Source organism: Microbispora sp. H10670, assembly GCF_014161385.1.
Taxonomy (GTDB): Bacteria; Actinomycetota; Actinomycetes; order Streptosporangiales; family Streptosporangiaceae; genus Microbispora; species Microbispora triticiradicis.
The window spans coordinates 125,084-144,582 of sequence record NZ_JABBWW010000017.1 but is presented as its reverse complement, the minus strand read 5'-3'; the positions used below and the strand labels follow the sequence as shown (position 1 = coordinate 144,582).

Sequence of the window (19,499 nt, the reverse complement as noted above, 5' to 3'; positions counted from 1 at the left end):
TCCGCTCGCTGGTAGGCCTGGCCTCTCACCGCCTCAGTAGCATGACGGTGTGGAGCTGCGCCAGCTGCGATACTTCGTCGCGGTCGCCGAGGAGCTGAACTTCGGCCGCGCCGCCGGCCGGCTGCTGATCGCCGGGCCCTCGCTGTCCCAGCAGATCAAGGCGCTGGAACGGGATCTGGGCGTGCGCCTGTTCGACCGGGACCGCCGGTCGGTGTCCCTCACCCCGGCCGGGGCCGCGCTGCTGGCCGACGCGCGGGCCCTGGTGGAGCGCGCCGACGAGCTGCGGCACCGGGCCCGCCGGCTGTCCGGCTCGGAGCCGGTCCGGCTCGGCTACGTGAACTGGCTCCCGCCGGACCTGGGCGCCCGCACGGCGGCGGTGGCCCGGGTGCACGTCGACGCCTGGGTCGCGCCCTCGCACACCCAGGCCGCCCGGGTCGCCGACGGCGGTCTCGATCTCGCGGTGTGCTGGGTGCGCGCCCGCGACCTGGAGCAACGCGGCCTGCGCGCGCAGCTCATCGGCGCCGACCGGCTGTACGCCTTGGCCACCGGCCAGGACACCGGTGACGTTCCGGCCGCGGATACCGGCGTCCTGCTCGACGACGACCTCACGTCCTGGTCGTCGTGGAACGTCTACGCCGAGGAGCTGGCCGGCCGGACCGGGGCCCGCGCGGTGCGCGTCTCCGACGGCGGCATCACCGGCCCGGCCTTCTTCGACCATGTGCGCCGCTGCGACCGCCCGATCGTCAACTCGCCCAAAGGGCAGAGCGCGTCGCTGCCGCCGGACCTGGTACGGCGGCAGATCGTCGCGCCGGAGGTGTACTGGACCTGGTCGCTGGTGTGGCGGCGTGGTGAGGACCGCACCTCCGTACTGGACGTCGTGCAGGCCCTGCGCCCCGACGGCGACTTCGGCATCCACGGCGCGGACGCCTGGCTGCCCGAGGACGACCCGCACCGGAGCTGACCGTCCTCGACCCGCCTGGACTCCCTCATGCGCCAGCGCTAAGAGGTTTTGCCTATCAGGTAGGAGGATTCCAGTCCCGGCCTAGCTTTGACTTCTCCTTGGCCACTGTCTAACTTCACATATGGATAGACGACCGATCGTCTATTGCAGACTGTGAAGAGGCAAGGAGGAGCCATCATGGGCATCCAGCAGCAGAAGGTCGCTCTGGTCACGGGCGCGTCGCAGGGCATCGGTGCCGGCGTGGTCGAGGGCTACCGCAGGCTCGGCTACGCCGTCGTCGCCGTCTCGCGCACCATCGCTCCCTCGGCCGATCCCGACGTCGTCACCGTGCAGGGCGATGTCGCCGACCGGGCCACCGCCGAGCGCGCGGTCGCCGCGGCGGTGGAGCGGTTCGGCCGCCTGGACACGCTGATCAACAACGCGGGCATCTTCGTCGCCAAACCGTTCACCGACTACACGCTGGGCGACTACGCCGCTATTCGGGGGGTGAACCTCGACGGCTTCTTCCACGTCACCCAGCTCGCCATCGCCCGCATGCTGGCGCAGGGCGGCGGCGGTCACGTGGTCACCATCACCACCAGCCTGGTCGACAACCCCGACGCGCGGGTGCCGTCAGTGCTGGCCTCGCTGACCAAGGGCGGCCTGCAGGCGGCCACCAGGTCCCTGGCCATCGAGTACGCCACGCGCGGCGTCCGGGTCAACGCCGTCTCGCCCGGCTCCGTCAAGACGCCCATGCACCCCGAGGAGACCCACGAGGCGCTGGCCGCACTACACCCGGTACGCCGGATGGGTGAGCTGAGCGACGTCGTGGACGCGGTCCTGTTCCTGGAGAACGCGCCCTTCGTCACCGGCGAGATCCTGCACGTCGACGGCGGCATGAGCGCCGGCCACTGAGAATCCCATGAACACCGACACGGACACCGAGGCGATCCTGCGGGACGTCCTGGACCGGTGGCGGGCCGGCGTCGGCGAGCACCGGCCGCGGCAGGTCGCCGCCCTGTTCACCGAGGACGCGATCTTCCAGGGGCTGCGCCCCTACAGCGTCGGCAGGCCGGGCGTCGCCGCCTACTACGACTCCCAGCCGGCCGGGCTGACCGCCGCGTACCGCATCGTCGAGGCCAGAGCCCTCGCCGCCGACCTCGTTCTCGGCTACCTGGCCGTCGGCTTCTCCTTCACCGACCGGCCCACCCTCCACGTCCATCTCAGCGTGCTGGTGAAGCGGACCGAGGAGGGCTGGCGCATCGCCCATTACCAGGTCTCCCGGCTCGACTGAGGAGCGGCGATCGCACCAGGGAACTCCCACGCTGTCAGGCAGGGTGGAGGAGGGCGACCAGGAAGGCCGAGTCGTTCCTGAACGGACGCAGGCTCCAGGTGGACAGCAGCAGGTCGGGTTCGAGCGCGACGGCAGCCGCGTCCGCGAAGAACTCGCCGAACTCGTAACCACGGTCGGCGCCGAACCCGATCGCGGCCCGGCCGTCCGGCGCGAGGTGCGCGCGGATGCGTCTCAGCACCTCACGACGGGTGCTCGGCGCGAGGAACGTCATCACGTTCCCCGCGCAGACGACGGCGTCGAACGGCGTGGGGATGCCCCGCGAAGGAAGGTCGAGTTCGGCCAGGTCGCCGACCAGCCATCGCGGCCCCGGGTGGTCCTGCTCGGCGGCCTCGATCAGAGCCGGGTCGACGTCGACGCCGACGACGTCGTGCCCGGCCTCGGCCAGCGCGCCACCGACGCGGCCGGACCCGCAGCCGGCGTCGAGGATGCGGGCATGGCGCGGCACCATGGAATCCACAAGGCGGGCTTCCCCGGCGAGGTCGTCACCGGCGCGGGCCATGGACCGGAAGCGCTCGATGAACCAGGTGGAGTGATCGGGGTCGGCGGCGACCTTCTGCATCCAGATGCTCTGTTCAGCCATGCCTGCATTCTCCCGGACCGGAGGAGGCGGGAGGCGACCGCCGAAGGACGCACCGGCGAGGCCGATGCCCAGGCCCGGCCGGCCGGGCCGCGGGTCCCGGCGCTCAGCGCGGAGATAGGCCGCCGATCCGTCCGACGGCGACGCTGGTGCCGATTCCGGCGGCCCGCGGGTGCGTGGGGAACAGTTCGGTGAAGGTCGGATAGGCGGCCGTCCAGGCTCTTGTGGCGACGGCGTTCGCCAGCATGGTGGCAGCGAGGACCAGGCCCTTGTCGCCCGTGGACGTCGCCGCGGCGAGCACTCCGATGCCCGCCGCGGCGCTCCGAACAGTACGCCGAGCAACCACACCCAGAAGATCCGGGACGACTGCTCGACCGTCGCCTGGAAATGCTCGCTGAGCGGATTGATGACACTGCCGACGAGACCGGGTGCCCGGCGTTCGAGCACGTCAGGGCTTCAGCAGTCCGGCCAGGAGAACCTTCACCCGGTCGTGGATCTCGTCTCTGATCACACGCACGGCTTCGACGCCCTGCCCGGCCGGGTCGTCGAGTTTCCAGTCCTCGTACCGCCTGCCGGGGAAGACCGGGCAGGCGTCACCGCAGCCCATAGTGATGATCACATCGGCCGCCTGGACGGCCTCGGCGGTGAGGAGCTTCGGCGTCGCGGCGCTGATGTCGATGCCGACCTCACGCATGGCGTCGACGGCGGCGGGGTTGACCCGCTCCGCGGGCGCCGACCCGGCTGAACGGACCTGGACGCGGTCGCCGGCCAGATGCGCGAGCCAACCGGCCACCATCTGGGAACGGCCGGCGTTGTGCACGCACACGAACAGGACGCTGGGCGTCGGGGGCATGGCTGGTCCCTTCGATCGGTCGGGGAGCGGGGCGGACCGGCCCGCGTCACGAGAGCAGAAGATACGCTCCGGCGGCCACGGCGGCGGCGACGGGCGGTGTGCACAGCCATGCGATCAGGAGGTCGCGGACCGTCTTCTTGTTGAGCCTGGACAGATCGTTGGCCGCGATGCCTGAGATGGCCCCCGTCGATACCTGGGTGGTCGACATGGGCAGCCCCAGCATGGCGCCCAGTCCGACGAGGCCCGCGGTCGTGAGGTTGGCGGTGAAACCCTCGACGTGCGGAATCTTGATCACGGAGTACGCGAGCCGGTCGGCGATGCGGGAGCCCGCCACGACGCCTCCGACGGCCATGGCCGCGGTCACGGCGAACAGCAGGCCGGTCGGGGTCATCCCGCCCACCAGTGCGAAGGAGCCGATAGCAACGATCTTGGGTGCGTCGTTGAGGCCTCGGGCGAAGCTCGCCAGCCCGCTCGTCGCCCAGTGGGCGACCCCGATGGCTTTCTGCGCCTTGGTCGGCTCGACCTGTGCCGTCACGGTCGCGACCTGCACCGCATCACCGTCCGGGACCGGAGCCGGGGTCCTTTCCCTTCTCGCGGTACGGATCGTCACGACCTTTCGGGTGATGATTCCCAGTACGGCCGAGATGGCGTAGGCCACCAGGATGCTCAGCAGCAGCGGCTGCACGACCTTCCCGAGCAGTCCACTCCACTCGACGGCAGAGCCGGCGAACAGGCTCCCGGCGCCGAGCAGCGAGCCCACCAGGGCATGGGTGGTGGAGACGGGCAGTTTCAGGATCGTGGCCAGGACGACCCAGAAGATGGTTCCGATCAGCACCGCGACCGTGAAAGCCGGGGTGGGCGTGGCGGAGACGATGCCTTTGGAGAAGAGCTGGGTCATCTTCGAAGCCAACGTCAGCGAGACGAGGCAGCCGAGGGCGGTGGCCACCGTGCCCCATGCGATGGCCGTGCGGATTTTCGTCACACCCGCGCCGGCGAGCGTGGCGACGCCCTTCGGCACGTCGTTCGCTCCGTTGGCGGCGGCCAGTAGGAGCACGAGCAGGAGTACGAGCACTTCCATGCGTCTGCCTCCGGGGGTAGTGGTGCTCGTGAGTGAAAGCGCGCGCGGCAAGAGGTAGGGCCGGGCCGGACTACACGTCAGAAGGAAGAGCGATTCTCGGAGCCGACGCATCGGGCGCCGCCGCCTGTTCGGCGTTCATCCTTTCGTCACCTGAAGTTCATGATCGCTGTTCATCTCTCCGACGGCAATAGCGCCAGGATCGTCGAGGGTGCTTCGCCTGACCTCACCGGGCAGGGGTCGGCCGCCAGGGCAGGTGCACCGGTTCGGCGGGGAGGTCACCGGCGAGCAGCCGGGGCAGAAGCGCGCCGATGCCGACGGGGAAGACGAGGTCGGAGGTGGTCTGAAGTTCGTGGACGGTCCACCAGCGGTGCGCGGCGATCGCCTCGAGTTCGTGGGCCTCCAGGTCCGAGGGCGCCAAGGTCAGCTGGTCGAGGCGGGTGAAGAAGAACGAGTCGACGGCGTGCAGGGTGAACTCGCCGAACCGGGCAGGACCGGAGGAGACGGCCACCACCGGACTCAGCCGCTGCGGAGCGAGGAGGTGACCGGTCTCCTCGAACAGTTCGCGCACCGCCGCCTGAGAGAGGGTTTCCCCGTCTTCGACACCACCGCCGGGCGTGGCCCAGAAGTGGGAGGCGGGCAGATCGTCGGAGGCCCGGAAACGGAAGAGCAGGAGCCGATCGTCGCGGTCGACCAGTAGAACGCGGGCGCTGGCCCGCACGGCGGGAACGGTCACTCCGCTGATCTTAGGCGGCGGCCCGAAGCCGGGAAGGAGCCCGTCGCCGGTGCGTTCCCGAGCGGTCGCGGATGGCTTGCGGCGGGACCGGTTCGTTGTTCGCCGCGCGGTGCCCCTTGGCTGAAACTTTCAGCTTCCCGTCCTCGAAACTTTCCGGCTCCCTATCTCCGGTACGTGCGAACAACTGGCAGGGGAGTGGCGATCATGTCGCTGACGTGGAGCGGGAGGGAGTAAGACCCTTCCCGCATGGATCACCCTGATGCGGATGTCTGTGTGCCCACCTGGGGTCGATGCGGCGGAGGGCGACTCCCGCAGGGCGCAATGCTATGTTTCGCGCCATATTTAGTTGTTGTTGCGTAGATAGGACGGCTCTACTTTCGATTGCTGGATGTATCCGAATCGGTTCGACTGTAGGGCACCCATGTTCCACCGTTCATCAGTGCGTCCTGATGCGACCGGCGAGAGCGGTTCCACGCAGCGCGGGCCCTCCGTCCGCCACGACAGGACCTGTGAAAGAAGACAAAGGAGGCCACTCTTGAATCTGCGGCTCTTACGCAGAGCGCGGCTGTGGGTGAGCATGGTCGCCGGCGCCCTGGCCGTGCTGCTGCCGGCGGGGGTGATGACGGCCGTCAACGCCCAGGCGGCCGCGGGCTGCCGCGTGGCGTACACGGTCACCTCCCAGTGGCCGGGCGGTTTCACCGCCGACGTGGGCGTCACCAACCTCGGTGACCCGATCAACGGCTGGAGGCTCGCCTGGACGTTCCCCTCGGGGCAGCAGGTCACCCAGCCGTGGAACAGCACGATCACCTCGTCGGGCGCGCAGGTCACCGCCGTCAACGTGAGCTGGAACGCGGCCATCGCGACCAACGCGACGGTCTCCTTCGGCTTCAACGGGTCGTGGTCGGGTGCCAACACCGCGCCGAGCACCTTCACGCTCAACGGCGTCACGTGCACCGGGAACGTCGGCTCGCCGTCGCCGTCGGCGAGCCCGTCGCGGTCCCCGAGCGCTTCGCCCTCGGCGAGCCCGTCACGATCCCCCAGCCCGTCGCCCTCGGCGAGCCCGTCGCCGTCTCCCTCTCCGTCGCCCAGCCCGTCGCCGTCCCCCTCGCCGTCGGCATCTCCGCAGCCGGGCGACGCGATGGCCAGGGTGGCCGCCATGCAGCCCGGCTGGAACCTGGGCAACACCTTCGACGCGATCCCCGACGAGACGTCATGGGGCAACCCGCCGACGACCCAGGCCATGCTGCACTACGTGCGGTCCCAGGGATACAACAGCATCCGGATCCCGATCACCTGGAGCAACCACCACGGCCCGGCGCCGGACTACACCCTCGACGCCGCCTGGCTGAGCCGCGTGCGCCAGGTGGTCGACTGGTCGCTCGCCGAGGGCTTCTACGTGATGATCAACCTCCATCACGACTCCTGGCAGTGGATCAACGGGTACCCGGGCGACCGTACGACCGTGATGAACCGATACAACGCGCTGTGGCGGCAGCTCGCCGGCGCGTTCCGTGACCACTCGCAGAAGCTGGTGTTCGAGAGCATCAACGAGCCGCAGTTCACCGGCACCTCGGGAGACGGCGAGAGCGATCAGGTGCTGAACGAGCTCAACACCGCGTTCGTCCGCCTGGTGCGCGCGTCCGGCGGCGGCAACGCCACCCGGCTGCTCGTGCTGCCCACCCTGTACACCAGCTCCGAGCAGGCCCGGCTGGACGCGCTGACGGGCACCTTCAACCAGCTGCACGATCCCAACCTCGCCGCGACGGTGCACTTCTACGGGTGGTGGCCGTTCAGCGCCAACATCGCCGGTGGCACCCGCTACGACAGCAACGTCGAAAGCGACCTGGTCGGCGGCTTCGACCGGGTGTACAACACGTTCGTGTCCCGGGGGATCCCGGTGATCATCGGAGAGTGGGCGCTGCTCGCCTACGACTACACCCGGCCCGGCATCATCGAACGCGGCGAGTTCCTGAAGTACATCGAGGCCGTCGGCTACAACGCCCGCATCCGCAAGCTCACGACCATGCTCTGGGACGCGGGTTCGTTCCTGGAACGCAACGAGCTGCGATGGCGGGACCAGGGCATCTACGAGATGATGAAGGCCAGCTGGACCGTGCGATCCGGCACCGCCTCCTCCGACCAGGTGTATCTTCCGCGCAGCGGCACGATCACCGCCAGGTCGCTCACGCTCAACCTCAACGGCACCTCGTTCCAGGGCCTGCGGCAGGGCGGCACCAACCTCGCGAACGGCACGGACTACACCGTGTCCGGCACCACGCTGACCCTCACCGCGGCCGCCCTCGCCCGGCTGGCCGGCAACCGGGCGTACGGCGTGAACGCCACCATCGAGGCCCGCTTCTCCCAGGGCGCGCCCTGGCAGATCAGCATCATCACCTCCGACCCGCCGACCCAGGCCGCCGCCACCGGCACGACCTCCTCGTTCTCCATCCCCACACAGTTCCGCGGTGACCAGCTCGCCACGATGGAGGCCAAGTACGCAGACGGCAGCCCCGCCGGACCGGCCAACTGGACCTCGTACAAGGAGTTCTGGGCGAGCTTCCAGCCCGACTACACCGCGAACACCATCATCCTGAAACCCGAGTTCTTCGCCGAGGTCAACGACGGCCGCGTCACCCTCACCTTCCACTTCTGGAGTGGAACGAAGATCACCTACTACATCACCAAGTCCGGCGCCAACGTGACCGGAAGCACCACCTGACCACACCGACACGGGGGCCGCGGCCACATCGGCCGCGGCCCCGTCTCCAGCGCGGGCGAACTCCAGAAAGCGAGAACCAGTGGACCTGTCGTTTCTCCGCGGCCGGGGCCGTCGGCGCCGGCTCGCCATGGTCGGGGCGGTGGCTCTCGCCGGCGCCGTCCTCACCACCCCGGGCACCGGGGCCCAGGCGGCGACCCCGGCCGTCGAGGTCACCGTCAACGCCCGTGAGGGACTCGGCACGGTGCCCGACACCGCGTACGGCCTCAACCAGGCGGTGTGGGACGGAAACATGAACACCCCGGCGTCGGTGGACCTTCTCGGCAAGGCCGGCGTGCAGATGATGCGTTATCCCGGCGGCTCGTACGGCGACGGCTTCCACTGGAAGACCAGCACCGTCTCCGGCGGCGGGTACGTCGCGCCGGGGACGGACTTCGACTCGTTCATGGGCACGGTCAAGGCCATCGACGCGCAGGCGATCCTCATCGCGAACTACGGCTCCGGCACGGCCCAGGAGGCCGCCGACTGGGTGAAGTACGCCAACGTCACCAAGGGGTACGGCGTCAAGTACTGGGAGATCGGCAACGAGATCTTCGGCAACGGTCACTACGGCGCCGACTGGGAGCTCGACTACCACGAGAGCAAGAGCCCGGCCACGTACGCGAACAACGTGGTGGAGTACGCCCGGGCGATGAAGGCGGTCGACCCCACGATCAAGATCGGGGCCGTGGTCACCGATCCGGGCAACTGGCCCGACGGCGTCGTCGGGGACGGGGACACCGCGGCCTGGAACCAGACGGTGCTGTCGATCGCGGGACCGTACATCGACTTCGTGATCATGCACTACTACCCGAACCACACCACCGCCGCGGACGTCCTCCAGCAGGTGCGGCTGCTTCCCGGCGAGCTGGAGCAGGTGCGGCGGCAGATCGACCAGTACGCCGGCCGGAACGGCCCGCACATCGGCATCGCCTTGACCGAGACCTCGTCCAACTACCAGTCGGACACCCAGGTCGGCGGCCTGTTCACCGCGGACGTCTACTTCGCCGCGCTGGAGAACGGCGTCTTCACGGTGGACTACTGGGACACCCGCAACGGGATGGGCGAGGTCACCACCGCGCCCGACGGGACGACGTCGTACGGCGACGGAGGCCTGCTGTCGAGCGGCAACTGCAACAGTGACAACGTCTGCGAACCCCCGCTGAACACGCCGTTCGCGCCCTACTACGCGCTGCAGATGCTCAGCAGGGTGGCGCTGCCCGGCGACACGCTGGTCAGAGCCGCCTCCGACAACCGGCTCGTCACCGTGCACGCGGCCCGGGGCGCCGACGGCGGGCTCAGCGTCGAGCTGATCAACCAGGACCCCGGCAACGCCTACACCGTGCATCTCGGCTACGACGGCTGGACCCCCAGCGGCGCCACGCCGACGGTCCACACCCTCGGCTCCGGGTACACCTCGATAGCCACGTCGAAGCAGGGCACCGCGAGCACGCAGGTCATCCCGCCGTACTCGATCGTGACGCTCAAGCTCACGCCGTCGGCCACCAACCCGGTCAGCACCACCCTGACCGCGCCCGGCAGCCCGGCGGCGAGCGACGTCACCGCCGGCACCGCGACCGTCTCCTGGCGGCCGTCCACGGGCGGCGCCGTCACCCGCTACGCCGTCTACCAGCAGTTCGGCACCAACAGCGTGCTGCTCGGCGAGTCGACCTCGACCTCCTTCACCGCGCGGAACCTGGTCCCCGGCACCTCCTACACGCTGAACGTGCTCGCCGTCGACCAGAAGGGCCATCTCTCGATGCCCTCGGAGCCGGTCACCTTCGTCACGGGCACGCCGCGCGACAGCACCTGCGCCGTCACCTACAACCTCGCCACGGGCTGGGGCAGCGGTTTCGTGGCGAACATCAGCGTCACCAACACCGGTCCCACTCCCATCACGGGATGGACGCTGGCGTTCACCTTCCCGGCCGCGACCGAATCCGTCTCCGGCAGCACCTGGAACGGCACCTTCTCGACGGACGGCCGGCACGTGGTCGTCACCCCGGCCGGCTCGAACACCTACCTCGCCCCGAACGGCGGCAACACGGTCAGTCTCGGGTTCGTCGGCAACCAGACCGGAGCCAACCCGCCGCCCGCCTCCTTCACCCTGAACGGGACCGTCTGCACCACGACCTACTCGTACTGACCAGCACCAGGGGTGCGGGCCGTCCGGCCCGCACCCCATGGCCGTACGAGGAACACCTGTCCGCTCGCGATCGGCGCGCGTCGCCGTCATCGAATCGATACGACCCTCTCACGACAGGAGACAGCATGCCCCCCTCGAAGCTGTCCGGGCTGCGCCGGCGAACCGCTCTCGCCGGTACCGCTCTGCTCGCCGGAGCCCTGCTCACCGCTCCGTCCCTGCGCGGCGCGGCCGCGGCCGCCCCCTCCGTCTACGAGCCGACCTGGGCGTCGGTGGACCAGCACCCGGCCGCCCCGGAGTGGTTCCAGGACGCCAAGTTCGGCGTCTACTGGCATTGGGGCGCCTTCGCCACCCCGGAGTACGGCACCGAGTGGTACCCCCGCACGATGTACGTCAACGGCTCCAGCGAGAACAACCACCACAAGAGCGTCTACGGCGACCCGTCGGCATGGCCGTACCACAACTTCATCGACGGCGCGCGCGACAAGGCGGGCAACTGGGTGCAGTTCACGCCCAAGCTCAAGTCCGCCGGCGGCAACTTCGACCCCGCCGAGTTCGCGCAACTGGTCTCCGACTCCGGCGCGAAGTTCGCCGGTCCCGTGGCCGAGCACCACGACGGCTTCTCCATGTGGAACAGCCAGGTGAACGAGTGGAACTCGGTCGCCCGCGGGCCCAAGCTCGACCTGGTCGGCCTGTTCGCCGACGCGATCCGCGCCAAGAACCTGAAGTTCATGGTCTCGCTGCACCACCTGTACAACTTCACCGGCTACTACGACCACGTGCCCGCCCAGCCGACCACCACGCTGAAGAAGCTGTACGGGCAGCTCCCCAACGCCCAGGAGCAGCAGCTCTGGTACGACAAGCTGAAGGAGGTCGTCGACAGGTACCGGCCGGACATGATCTGGCAGGATGGCGGTCTCTACCTCGTCGACGAGGCCAAGCGGCTCAACTTCCTGTCGTACTACTACAACCAGGCCAACGCGTGGGGTAAGGAGGTCGTCGCGGCGTACAAGGACGGCTTCAACACCAACGGTGAGGTGTACGACTACGAGCGCGGCGGCCCCGCCGACATCCGCTCCCCCTACTGGCTGACCGACGACTCCGTCAGCAACCCCTCGTGGTCCTACACCCCGACACTCACGTACTACAGCTCGGCCGCGCTGGTCCACGCGCTGATCGACCGGGTGAGCAAGAACGGCAACATGCTGCTCAACATCTCGCCAAGGGCCGACGGCTCGATTCCGCAGACGCAGAAGGACCTGCTGAACGCCATCGGCGGCTACCTGAAGCGCAACGGCGAGTCGATCTACGCCACCCGGGCCTGGACCACCTACGGCGAGGGCCCGACCAAGATGGGCGGGGGCAGCTTCGTCGAACCGCGGGCAGGCACGCCGCAGGACATCCGCTACACCCGCAGCAAGGACAACACCGTCCTGTACGCGACCGTGCTCGGCTGGCCCGGCTCCACCCTCAACCTCGCCTCGCTGGCCACCGGGAGGATGGACCTGTCCAACCTGAGCAAGGCCGAGCTGATCGGCGACACCGCCGGCACCTACGTCAACCTGCCCACCCGCACCCAGGACTCCTCCGGCCTGCGCATCACCCTGCCCGGCCAGCCGTACTCGGCGCTCGCGTACGTCGTGAAGCTGACCTTCAACGGGCCGATGAAGAACTCTCCCAGCACGACGAGCGGCGCCTTGCGCGACGTCAACTCCGGCAGGTGCCTCGACGTCGCCAACGTCTCCCAGACCAACGGCGCCCAGACGCAGATCTGGGACTGCAACGGCGGCGTCAACCAGCGGTGGGCGACCACCGGCGCGAGCGAACTCCGGGTGTACGGCAACAAGTGCCTGGACGTCAACGGCGGCGGCACGGCCGACGGCACCAGCGTGATCATCTGGGACTGCAACGGCCAGAACAACCAGAAGTGGCGCCTCAACTCCGACGGCACCATCACCGCCGTCGGCGCGAACAAGTGCCTGGACGTCTCGGCGTTCGGCACCGCCAACGGCACGAAGGTCCAGATCTGGTCCTGCACCGGCGCGAACAACCAGAAGTGGACCCGAAGCTGACGCCGCACCCCACACGCTCCGGAAAGGACTGCCCATGCACCCCCCTGACAGGCTCGGATCCGCGCCGAGGACGCGCGCCTTCGCGAGAAGAACGCTGACAGCACTCTCTGTGCTGGGCCTGGTCGTGTCCGCGCCGGCCACGACCGCCCCCGCCTCGGCGGCCTCGGTCCAGGTCGCCCCGGTGGCGCCGTCGGACTCGTCCGCCACGATCATCGCCAAGGCCGCGGACGTCGTGCCGTCGCCGCGCCAACTGGCCTGGCAACGGCTGGAGCAGTACAACTTCATCCACTTCGGCATCAACACCTTCACCGGCAGGGAGTGGGGCACCGGCACCGAGGACCCGAACGCGTTCCAGCCCGCCGGTCTCAACACCGACCAGTGGGCCGCGGCGATAAAGGCCGCCGGGTTCAAGGGGGCGATCCTCACCGCCAAGCACCACGACGGGTTCCTGCTGTTCCCGTCCAAGTACAGCGACTTCGGCGTCGCGTCCTCCTCCTGGTCCGCCGGGCGAGGCGACGTCGTGAAGAGCTTCACCGACTCCATGCACAAGTACGGGCTGAAGGCCGGACTGTACGTCTCGCCGGCCGACCTGCACGAGAACCAGCCTGGAGGGAAGTTCGCCAACGGCAGCCCCTCCAGGCAGGTGACGATCCCGTCCGACTCCTCCGAGATCGTCAACGGGGTGACGTTCACCTTCACCTCCGACGACTACAACACCTACTTCGAGAACACGCTCTACGAGCTGTTCACCCGCTACGGCAGCATCGACGAGCTGTGGCTGGACGGCGCCAACCCGACCGGCCGCAACCAGCCGTACAACTTCAGGGACTGGACCACCATGGCCCGCAGGCTGCAGCCCAACGCGGTCATGGAGGGCGACGGCGGGCCGGACGTGCGCTGGGTCGGCAACGAGAACGGCTACGCGCGTCAGTCGGAGTGGTCGGTCGTGCCGACCAACGGCGACCCCGCCACCGCCGCCGACACCGCGCTGCCGGTGCCCGGTTTCAATACCGCCGCCGATGTGGGCAGCGACGCGGTGCTGTCCCAGCGCAAGTCGGACGGGACCAGCGCGTGGAACGTGCTGCGGTGGTCCCCCGCGGAGTGCAACGGGACGCTGTCGGCACGCCACAACTGGTTCTGGCAGACCGGTGAGACCTGGCGGAGCCCGAGCGAGCTGCTGGAGATCTACTACGGGTCGGTGGGACGCAACTGCAACTTCCTGCTGAACATCTCCCCCAACCGGCAGGGCCTGCTGGACCAGTCGGCGATCGACACTCTGTCGCAGTTCGGCACCACGGTGTCGCAGACGTTCGCCACCAACCTGGCCGACGGCGCCGGTGTGGCCAACGACAGCGGGACCTCCAGCAGCACGGGTCACACCCCTGGCCTCGCGCAGGACGGCGACCTGGACAGCTCCTGGCAGCCGACCGGCACGACCGGCGGGCTCGTGCTGACCCTGCCGTCGGCGCGGACCTTCGACGTCATCTCGGTGCAGGAGGACCTGAACATCGGCCAGCGCACCAGGTCGTTCGCGCTCGACTCATGGAACGGCAACTCCTGGACCCAGATCGCGACCGACACCACGATCGGGCACAAGAAGCTGATCCGCCTGGCCTCTCCCGTCAGCACCGGCCAGGTGAGGCTGCGGATCACCGGCGCCCGGGCCAATCCCGGCATCGCCGAGATCGGCCTTTACCGCCGCCCCGGCGGCAGCACCTCGCCGGCCGGCCCGATCAAGGGCGTCGGCTCGGGCCGGTGCCTGGACGTCAACGGCGCCTCCCAGGCCAACGGGGCGACGGTGCTGATCTGGGACTGCAACGGCCAGGGCAATCAGCAGTGGACCGCCACCAGCGCGAGTGAGCTGCGCGTCTACGGCAACAAGTGCCTGGACGTCAACGGCGGCGGTACGGCGGACGGGACCGCGGTCATCATCTGGGACTGCAACGGCCAGAACAACCAGAAGTGGCGGCTCAACTCCGACGGCACCGTCACCGCCGTCGGCGCCGGCAAATGCCTGGACGTCTCGGGCGCCGGCACCGCCAACGGCACCAGGGTCCAGATCTGGACGTGCAACGGCGGTAGCAACCAGAAGTGGACCCGAAGCTGACGCTTCGACCGGCGAGCGCCCGGGTCACCCACGCCGGCCGGACGTGCACGACACGTCCGGCCGGCACCGGCCGGCATGACGCCTGGTGCTCAGGCCTTCGGGGGCGCCGTGCTCTCCCGTACGGTGAGGGTGGTCGCGATCTCCAGTCCGACCTGGGTGATCTCCTCGCCACGCCCGAGGGCCAGCGCCAGCTCGGTCGCGGCCGCCGCCATCTCGTTCAACGGCTGGTGGACCGTGGTCAGAGGCGGGTCGACCCAGGCCACGACCGGCAGGTCGTCGAAACCCACCACGCTCAGGTCCCGGGGGATGGACAGTCCCATCTCGCGGGCGGCCTGGTAGACGCCGAGCGCCTGCAGGTCGTTCGCGGTGAAGACGGCGCTGGGCCGGTCGGGCCGGGAGAGCAGGTCGCGTGCCGCGGCGTAGCCGTGCTCGCGGGTGAGCAGGGTGCGGACCACGAGGCCGGGGTCCGCGGGCAGCTCGGCCTCGGCCATCGCGGAGAGGTAGCCGGCCAGCCGGGCACGGCAGAACGGGTGATCAGGGCCGCTGATCATGGCGATGCGGCGGTGTCCCAGCTCGATCAGGTGCCGGGTCGCCGCCTGGCCGCCTCTCCAGTTGGTGGCGCCCACGAACGGCACGTCGTCCGGCAGTTCGTCGATCGGGTCGAAGACGACGAACGGGATGCCCTTCGCGGTCAGCTGGTCGCGCTCCGCCTGGGCGAGCTGCGCCACCGAAAGGACGCACTGAGGGCGGCGTCCGACCGTGTCGTCGATGGACATGCCCACCGAGTCGCGGAGGCCGAACTCCGAGACCATGACTCCGACGCGGTTCTTGCGGGCCACCCGCTCGACCCCACGGATGATCTCCACGGCCCACATGCTCTCGAGCTCGCGGAACACCAGTTCCACGATGTTGCTCCGGTTGCCGCTCGGCTTGCGGTATCCGTACTGGTTGACCAGTTCCTCGACCCGGGCGCGCGTCTGGGCCGACACCCCCGAGCGCCCGTTGATCACCTTCGACACGGTGGGGATCGAGACCCCGGCCGACTCGGCGATATAGGCGATGGTGACCGATCCCGGCCCGTCGCCCTGCGAGCTCTGCTCGTCGGCCGCAGGCCCGTCCGATCGGTTGTCCGTCACGTTCGCCCTTCCTCGTCAACGGCGCGTCCGCCACGGCGGCCGCCTGGATCACCCGGCCTTTCGACGGTCTGGAGCCATTCTGGCACCCGTGGCGGCCGGGTGGTTCACCCCTTGACGGCACCCGTGAGAACTCCCGTGCGCAGGTGCTTCTGGACGAACGGGTAGACGACCAGGAGCGGTACCAGCGTCAGCACCACCACCGCCATCTGCGTCGACAGGGGAGCGGTCCGCGCGTGCGCCATGCCGAAGCCCGCGTTGACCGATCCCGGCATCCCGGCCCCGCGGTTGACATAGGTGAGCAGCACGTACTGCAGCGGCCACTTCTCGCTGTCGGTCGGCAGGTAGAGCATGACGTTGAAGAAGGAGTTCCAGTAGCCGACGGCGTAGAAGAGGGCGATCACCGCGGTCACCGCGCGCGAGGTGGGCAGGACGACGGACCAGAGGATGCGCCAGTCGCCCGCGCCGTCCATCCGCGCCGCGTCGATCAGCTCGCCGGAGGTCTTCATGTAGAAGGAGCGGAGCACCAGGATGTTGAAGACCGAGACCGCACTCGGGAGGATCAACGCCCACCACTGCCCGTAGCCGCCGAGGCCCGTCACCACCAGGAAGGTGGGAATGAGCCCGCCGCCGACGAACATCGTGACGATCAGCAGCACCAGGATGAGGCGGTGCCCGGGCGAACCCGGCCGCGACAGCCCATAGGCGCACAGGACCGAGACGACCATGGACAGCGCCGTGCCGATGACGGCGACGCCCAGGCTGACCGACAGCGCGGTGCGTACGGTCGGGTCGGTGAGAATCTCCCGGTAGGCCTGGAAGGTGAGGCCGTCCGGCCAGACGACGAGGCCGCCGGCCCGGTTGACGACATCGGGAGCGGACAGGCTGGTCACCACGACGATCCACAGCGGGACCAGCATGACCGCCAGCACACCGCCGATGGCACCGCCCTTCGCGGACCGGCCGGCGACGGTCGGCCGCTCCTGCCAGGGCGGGCGTTCCGTCCGCGCCCGTGGGGCCGTCGCCGCACTCGTGCCGGTTGTGAACGCCTTGGTCATCTCCGGTACAGCCCGTCCTCGCCGAAGGAATGCGCGATCCTGTTGGCGCCCCAGATGAGCAGGAGCGAGATCACGCTCTTGAAGAGCCCGGCCGCCGCACCCAGGCTGTAGTCGCCCGTTGCGATGCCGTAGTAGAAGGCGTAGGTGTCGAGCACCTCCGCGGTCTCGTGGCCGACGGCGTCGCGCTGGATCAGGAACTGCTCGAAGCCGACCGAGAGCGCGCCGCCGAGGCGGAGCACCAGCATCAGCACGATCACTCCGCGCAGGCCCGGAAGGGTGATGTGCCACATCCGGCGGAAGGGCCCGGCGCCGTCCACGGCCGCCGCCTCGAAGAGCCCGGGATTCATGGCGGACAGTGCGGCCAGGAAGACGACGATCCCCCAGCCGGCCTCCTTCCAGACCACCTGAGAGGTGACCAGCAGCACGAAGGTGCCCGGATTGGTGGTGATGTCCCACGTCTGCAGGTCGTGGGAGCGGAGAAACTGGTTGAGCGCGCCCGCACCGCCCAGCATCTGCTGGAAAATCGTGATCACCAGCACCCACGAGAAGAAGTGCGGCAGGTAGACGACGGACTGGACGAAGTTGCGCACCCGCACACCGAGCACCGAGTTGAGCAGGAGCGCCAGCGCGATCGGGATGGGGAAGAACAGGACCAGCTGGACCAGGCTGAGGTAGAGCGTGTTCCGCAGCGCGCCCCAGAACAGCGGGTCGGCGAACAGCCGGCGGAACTGCTCGAAGCCCGCCCATTCGCTGTTCCAGACCCCGGCCGGCGGGTCGTAGTACTGGAACGCGGTGAGCAGTCCGAACAGCGGTGCGTAGTTGAAGACCAGCAGCAGGACGGCCGCGGGGATCACCATGATCAGCAGCGAGCGGTCGCGCCGCAGCCTGATCCGCAGGCCCGGACGCTCCTGCCGAGTGTGCGATGTGCTCACCGACCCGTGCCGTACCTGTCCAGCACGTTGTCGGTCATCCACTGCTTGAGCCGGTCGCCCCCGCCGCCGGTCTTCCATGTGGAGACGGCGGCCTGGACCTCGGAAACCTTCGTTCTCCCGTGGTAGCAGTCCTTGACGGCGTCCTCGACGGCCTGCGCGGCACTGGCCGCCGACAGCGACCGGGGCAGGCTGATGTTCATGTTCCAGAAGACCGGCTTGTAGAGCGCCCTGACGTTGGCAGCCTGCCAGGCGGCGTAGTCCCTGGTGACGACCTCGGCGCCGGGGTTGCTGATCACGGCGGGCGGCGAGGCCAGGAACGGGAAGGTCATCGCCTGGACGAACTTCCTGCCGTCCTCGGTCGCGGTCGGAACCCCGTCCTCCATCGTGAAGTGGACGCCCTCGACCCCGAAGTTCACCATCGTGTACTCGGCCGAGCCGAAGGGGGCGGCCAGATAGTCGGCGACCGCCAGCAGTTCCTCGATCTGGTCCGGCTTCAACCTGTTGCTGAGGTAGCTGACGACGTTCGTGGAGGGCCCCATGGCGACGCGAGGCGGGCTCGTGCCGTCGGCGGCGAAGAAGTCGAACGCGCCGCGGCGGTAGTCCCTGTCGGCGGCCGTTCCGGACTGGTGGTCGGCGAGGTTCCAGGCGCCGGTGCCACCACCGCTGATCAGCACCTTTCCGGAGTAGAAGCGGGCGTCGGCGTTCGCGTTCTGACCGGCGGCGGCGTCCGGGTGCAGGTAGCCGGCCCGCGCCATGCCGTGGTGCCAGTCGAGCGCCTCGAAGAACTGCGGCATCTCGTACTTGTGGATCAGCCTGCCGTCCTGGACATCCCAGGTGAGAGGGACGTTCCAGGCGGGGAAGAGATAGGTCCACACGTCGTCGAAGGCCCAGACGCCGCGTCTGGCGTCGGTCAGCTCCTTGCCCAGGTTCATCAGGTCGTCGGCCGACCGCACCTGGCCGGCGGTGATCCCCTTCGCCTCCAGGATGTCCCGGCGGTGGAAGACCGCGCCGGCGACGACGAAGCCGCTGGAGAAGGAGGGGATGCCGTACAGCCTGTCGCCCCACGCGCCGGTCTGCCAGGCGCCGGTGGGGATGGCGGCGAGGTTCGGATACTTCTTGATCTTGTCGCCCGCCAGGTGGGGCGTGAGGTCGGCGAGTTGCGTCCCCGCCAGCCCGCCGACGTCGAAGACGGCGTTCCACCAGGTCGGCAGCTGGATCCAGTCGGGCAGGCGCCTGGCGGCCGTCATCGTCGGGACGATGGTGTTGTAGTTGTTGCCGTCCGCCGGCTTCACGGTGAGAGTGACGCCCAGGGCCTTGTTCACGGCCTCGTAGAAGGAGTTCCCCGCCGGCGGCACCGTTCCCCACAGCGGTGTGACGGCGGTGTAGCTGCCGCCCCTGCCCGGAGTCCCGTGGACGGTGGCGACCCGGCCGGAGGGGTAGGCCAGGAAGGCGGGATCGGTCGCGGCTCCGGCTCCGCCCGCCAGGGACGGGATGTCCGGCCTGACGGAGCCGCTGGGCACGTAGGACGGCAACGCCGCTCGCAGTCCCTCCCCGGTGGTCGTGCCGGTCTTCTGCCGTGCCCCGCCCCCGCAGGCGGCGAGCAGGGGAGTCGCCGCGGCGAGGGCGACGAAGCTTCTGCGGTTCAGCTCGGGTCTCACGGTGGGGGCCGTCCCCTTCGAGGTCGTCGAAGCGCTTCTACGCTGTCGCGAGACTAGTGACCCGTTTTCGGGGAGAACAAGAACACCGAATAAACGAAACTTTCTA

The 19,499-nt window shown here is 69.1% G+C and carries 16 protein-coding genes and 2 pseudogenes; 8 read left to right on the top strand and 10 right to left on the bottom strand.

Annotation, left to right across the window (positions count from 1 at the left end; all coding sequences use genetic code 11):
- The first annotated feature begins 49 nt into the window (after positions 1–49).
- The 3 genes from HHX33_RS37335 to HHX33_RS23025 all read left to right on the top strand — a co-directional run bounded on the left by HHX33_RS37335 (position 50) and on the right by HHX33_RS23025 (position 2,234).
- A complete protein-coding gene (locus HHX33_RS37335; protein WP_182876439.1) occupies positions 50–961 on the top strand; it encodes a LysR family transcriptional regulator in 912 nt (303 codons plus the stop codon).
- Between the two features lie 177 nt (positions 962–1,138).
- Positions 1,139–1,855, top strand: coding sequence for an SDR family NAD(P)-dependent oxidoreductase (locus HHX33_RS23030; protein WP_182876438.1), 717 nt, complete (start codon positions 1,139–1,141; stop codon positions 1,853–1,855).
- Between the two features lie 7 nt (positions 1,856–1,862).
- Complete coding sequence (locus HHX33_RS23025) at positions 1,863–2,234, top strand: SgcJ/EcaC family oxidoreductase (RefSeq protein WP_182876437.1); 372 nt, start codon at positions 1,863–1,865, stop codon at positions 2,232–2,234.
- A gap of 34 nt (positions 2,235–2,268) precedes the next feature.
- Here the strand turns inward: HHX33_RS23025 and HHX33_RS23020 are convergent, their stop codons facing one another.
- The 5 genes from HHX33_RS23020 to HHX33_RS23000 all read right to left on the bottom strand — a co-directional run bounded on the left by HHX33_RS23020 (position 2,269) and on the right by HHX33_RS23000 (position 5,535).
- On the bottom strand, positions 2,269–2,874 hold the full coding sequence (locus tag HHX33_RS23020; RefSeq protein WP_182876436.1) for a class I SAM-dependent methyltransferase: 606 nt from the start codon (positions 2,872–2,874) through the stop codon (positions 2,269–2,271).
- A gap of 103 nt (positions 2,875–2,977) precedes the next feature.
- Complete coding sequence (locus HHX33_RS23015; RefSeq protein WP_182876484.1) at positions 2,978–3,217, bottom strand: hypothetical protein; 240 nt, start codon at positions 3,215–3,217, stop codon at positions 2,978–2,980.
- A 102-nt stretch (positions 3,218–3,319) separates the two neighbouring features.
- Positions 3,320–3,724, bottom strand: coding sequence for an arsenate reductase ArsC (locus HHX33_RS23010; protein ID WP_182876435.1), 405 nt, complete (start codon positions 3,722–3,724; stop codon positions 3,320–3,322).
- A 46-nt stretch (positions 3,725–3,770) separates the two neighbouring features.
- A complete protein-coding gene (locus HHX33_RS23005; RefSeq protein WP_259402771.1) occupies positions 3,771–4,802 on the bottom strand; it encodes an inorganic phosphate transporter in 1,032 nt (343 codons plus the stop codon).
- Positions 4,803–5,025: 223 nt separating this feature from the next.
- Entirely contained in the window at positions 5,026–5,535 is a 510-nt protein-coding gene (locus HHX33_RS23000) for an NUDIX hydrolase (RefSeq protein WP_310741481.1), read from the bottom strand.
- Positions 5,536–5,923: 388 nt separating this feature from the next.
- Here HHX33_RS23000 and HHX33_RS37735 point away from each other — a divergent pair.
- Positions 5,924–6,475 (top strand): annotated as a pseudogene (locus tag HHX33_RS37735) (cellulose-binding domain-containing protein); the annotation flags it as partial.
- Positions 6,476–6,555: 80 nt separating this feature from the next.
- Here HHX33_RS37735 and HHX33_RS37730 read toward each other — a convergent pair.
- Positions 6,556–6,693, bottom strand: a pseudogene (locus HHX33_RS37730) (hypothetical protein); the annotation flags it as partial.
- Here HHX33_RS37730 and HHX33_RS22995 point away from each other — a divergent pair.
- The 4 genes from HHX33_RS22995 to HHX33_RS22980 all read left to right on the top strand — a co-directional run bounded on the left by HHX33_RS22995 (position 6,674) and on the right by HHX33_RS22980 (position 14,612).
- A complete protein-coding gene (locus tag HHX33_RS22995) occupies positions 6,674–8,254 on the top strand; it encodes a cellulase family glycosylhydrolase (protein ID WP_396785496.1) in 1,581 nt (526 codons plus the stop codon). The pseudogene HHX33_RS37730 and the gene HHX33_RS22995 overlap by 20 nt on opposite strands.
- Before the next feature lie 139 nt (positions 8,255–8,393).
- On the top strand, positions 8,394–10,436 hold the full coding sequence (locus tag HHX33_RS37330; RefSeq protein WP_220502108.1) for a cellulose binding domain-containing protein: 2,043 nt from the start codon (positions 8,394–8,396) through the stop codon (positions 10,434–10,436).
- A gap of 125 nt (positions 10,437–10,561) precedes the next feature.
- The gene (locus tag HHX33_RS22985; RefSeq protein WP_182876433.1) at positions 10,562–12,505 is read left to right on the top strand and encodes an alpha-L-fucosidase; all 1,944 of its coding nucleotides are present in this window, start codon (positions 10,562–10,564) and stop codon (positions 12,503–12,505) included.
- Between the two features lie 109 nt (positions 12,506–12,614).
- The gene (locus tag HHX33_RS22980; protein WP_182876432.1) at positions 12,615–14,612 is read left to right on the top strand and encodes a lectin; all 1,998 of its coding nucleotides are present in this window, start codon (positions 12,615–12,617) and stop codon (positions 14,610–14,612) included.
- Between the two features lie 89 nt (positions 14,613–14,701).
- Here the strand turns inward: HHX33_RS22980 and HHX33_RS22975 are convergent, their stop codons facing one another.
- The 4 genes from HHX33_RS22975 to HHX33_RS22960 all read right to left on the bottom strand — a co-directional run bounded on the left by HHX33_RS22975 (position 14,702) and on the right by HHX33_RS22960 (position 19,393).
- Positions 14,702–15,748 carry a LacI family DNA-binding transcriptional regulator gene (locus HHX33_RS22975; protein WP_182876431.1) on the bottom strand — a complete coding sequence of 349 codons (1,047 nt, stop codon included), beginning with the start codon at positions 15,746–15,748 and terminating at the stop codon, positions 14,702–14,704.
- A 104-nt stretch (positions 15,749–15,852) separates the two neighbouring features.
- Positions 15,853–16,803 (bottom strand): carbohydrate ABC transporter permease, encoded by a 951-nt coding sequence (locus tag HHX33_RS22970; RefSeq protein WP_182876430.1) that lies wholly within the window; start codon positions 16,801–16,803, stop codon positions 15,853–15,855.
- Positions 16,800–17,735 carry an ABC transporter permease gene (locus HHX33_RS22965; RefSeq protein ID WP_310741480.1) on the bottom strand — a complete coding sequence of 312 codons (936 nt, stop codon included), beginning with the start codon at positions 17,733–17,735 and terminating at the stop codon, positions 16,800–16,802. Before HHX33_RS22965 ends, HHX33_RS22970 begins: the two co-directional genes overlap by 4 nt.
- Positions 17,732–19,393, bottom strand: a complete 1,662-nt coding sequence (locus HHX33_RS22960; protein ID WP_182876428.1) for an extracellular solute-binding protein — start codon at positions 19,391–19,393, stop codon at positions 17,732–17,734. The genes HHX33_RS22965 and HHX33_RS22960 overlap by 4 nt, the downstream gene beginning before the upstream one ends.
- Between the last annotated feature and the right edge of the window lie 106 nt (positions 19,394–19,499).

What these genes read in the sequence shown, in the direction of transcription:
- HHX33_RS23030 (WP_182876438.1), top strand. Translation starts at nt 1,139, where the DNA reads ATGGGCATCCAGCAGCAGAAGGTCGCTCTGGTCACGGGCGCGTCGCAG.
- HHX33_RS23025 (WP_182876437.1), top strand. Translation starts at nt 1,863, where the DNA reads ATGAACACCGACACGGACACCGAGGCGATCCTGCGGGACGTCCTGGAC.
- HHX33_RS23020 (WP_182876436.1), bottom strand. Translation starts at nt 2,874, where the DNA reads ATGGCTGAACAGAGCATCTGGATGCAGAAGGTCGCCGCCGACCCCGAT.
- HHX33_RS23010 (WP_182876435.1), bottom strand. Translation starts at nt 3,724, where the DNA reads ATGCCCCCGACGCCCAGCGTCCTGTTCGTGTGCGTGCACAACGCCGGC.
- HHX33_RS23005 (WP_259402771.1), bottom strand. Translation starts at nt 4,802, where the DNA reads ATGGAAGTGCTCGTACTCCTGCTCGTGCTCCTACTGGCCGCCGCCAAC.
- HHX33_RS22995 (WP_396785496.1), top strand. Translation starts at nt 6,674, where the DNA reads ATGGCCAGGGTGGCCGCCATGCAGCCCGGCTGGAACCTGGGCAACACC.
- HHX33_RS22985 (WP_182876433.1), top strand. Translation starts at nt 10,562, where the DNA reads ATGCCCCCCTCGAAGCTGTCCGGGCTGCGCCGGCGAACCGCTCTCGCC.
- HHX33_RS22970 (WP_182876430.1), bottom strand. Translation starts at nt 16,803, where the DNA reads ATGACCAAGGCGTTCACAACCGGCACGAGTGCGGCGACGGCCCCACGG.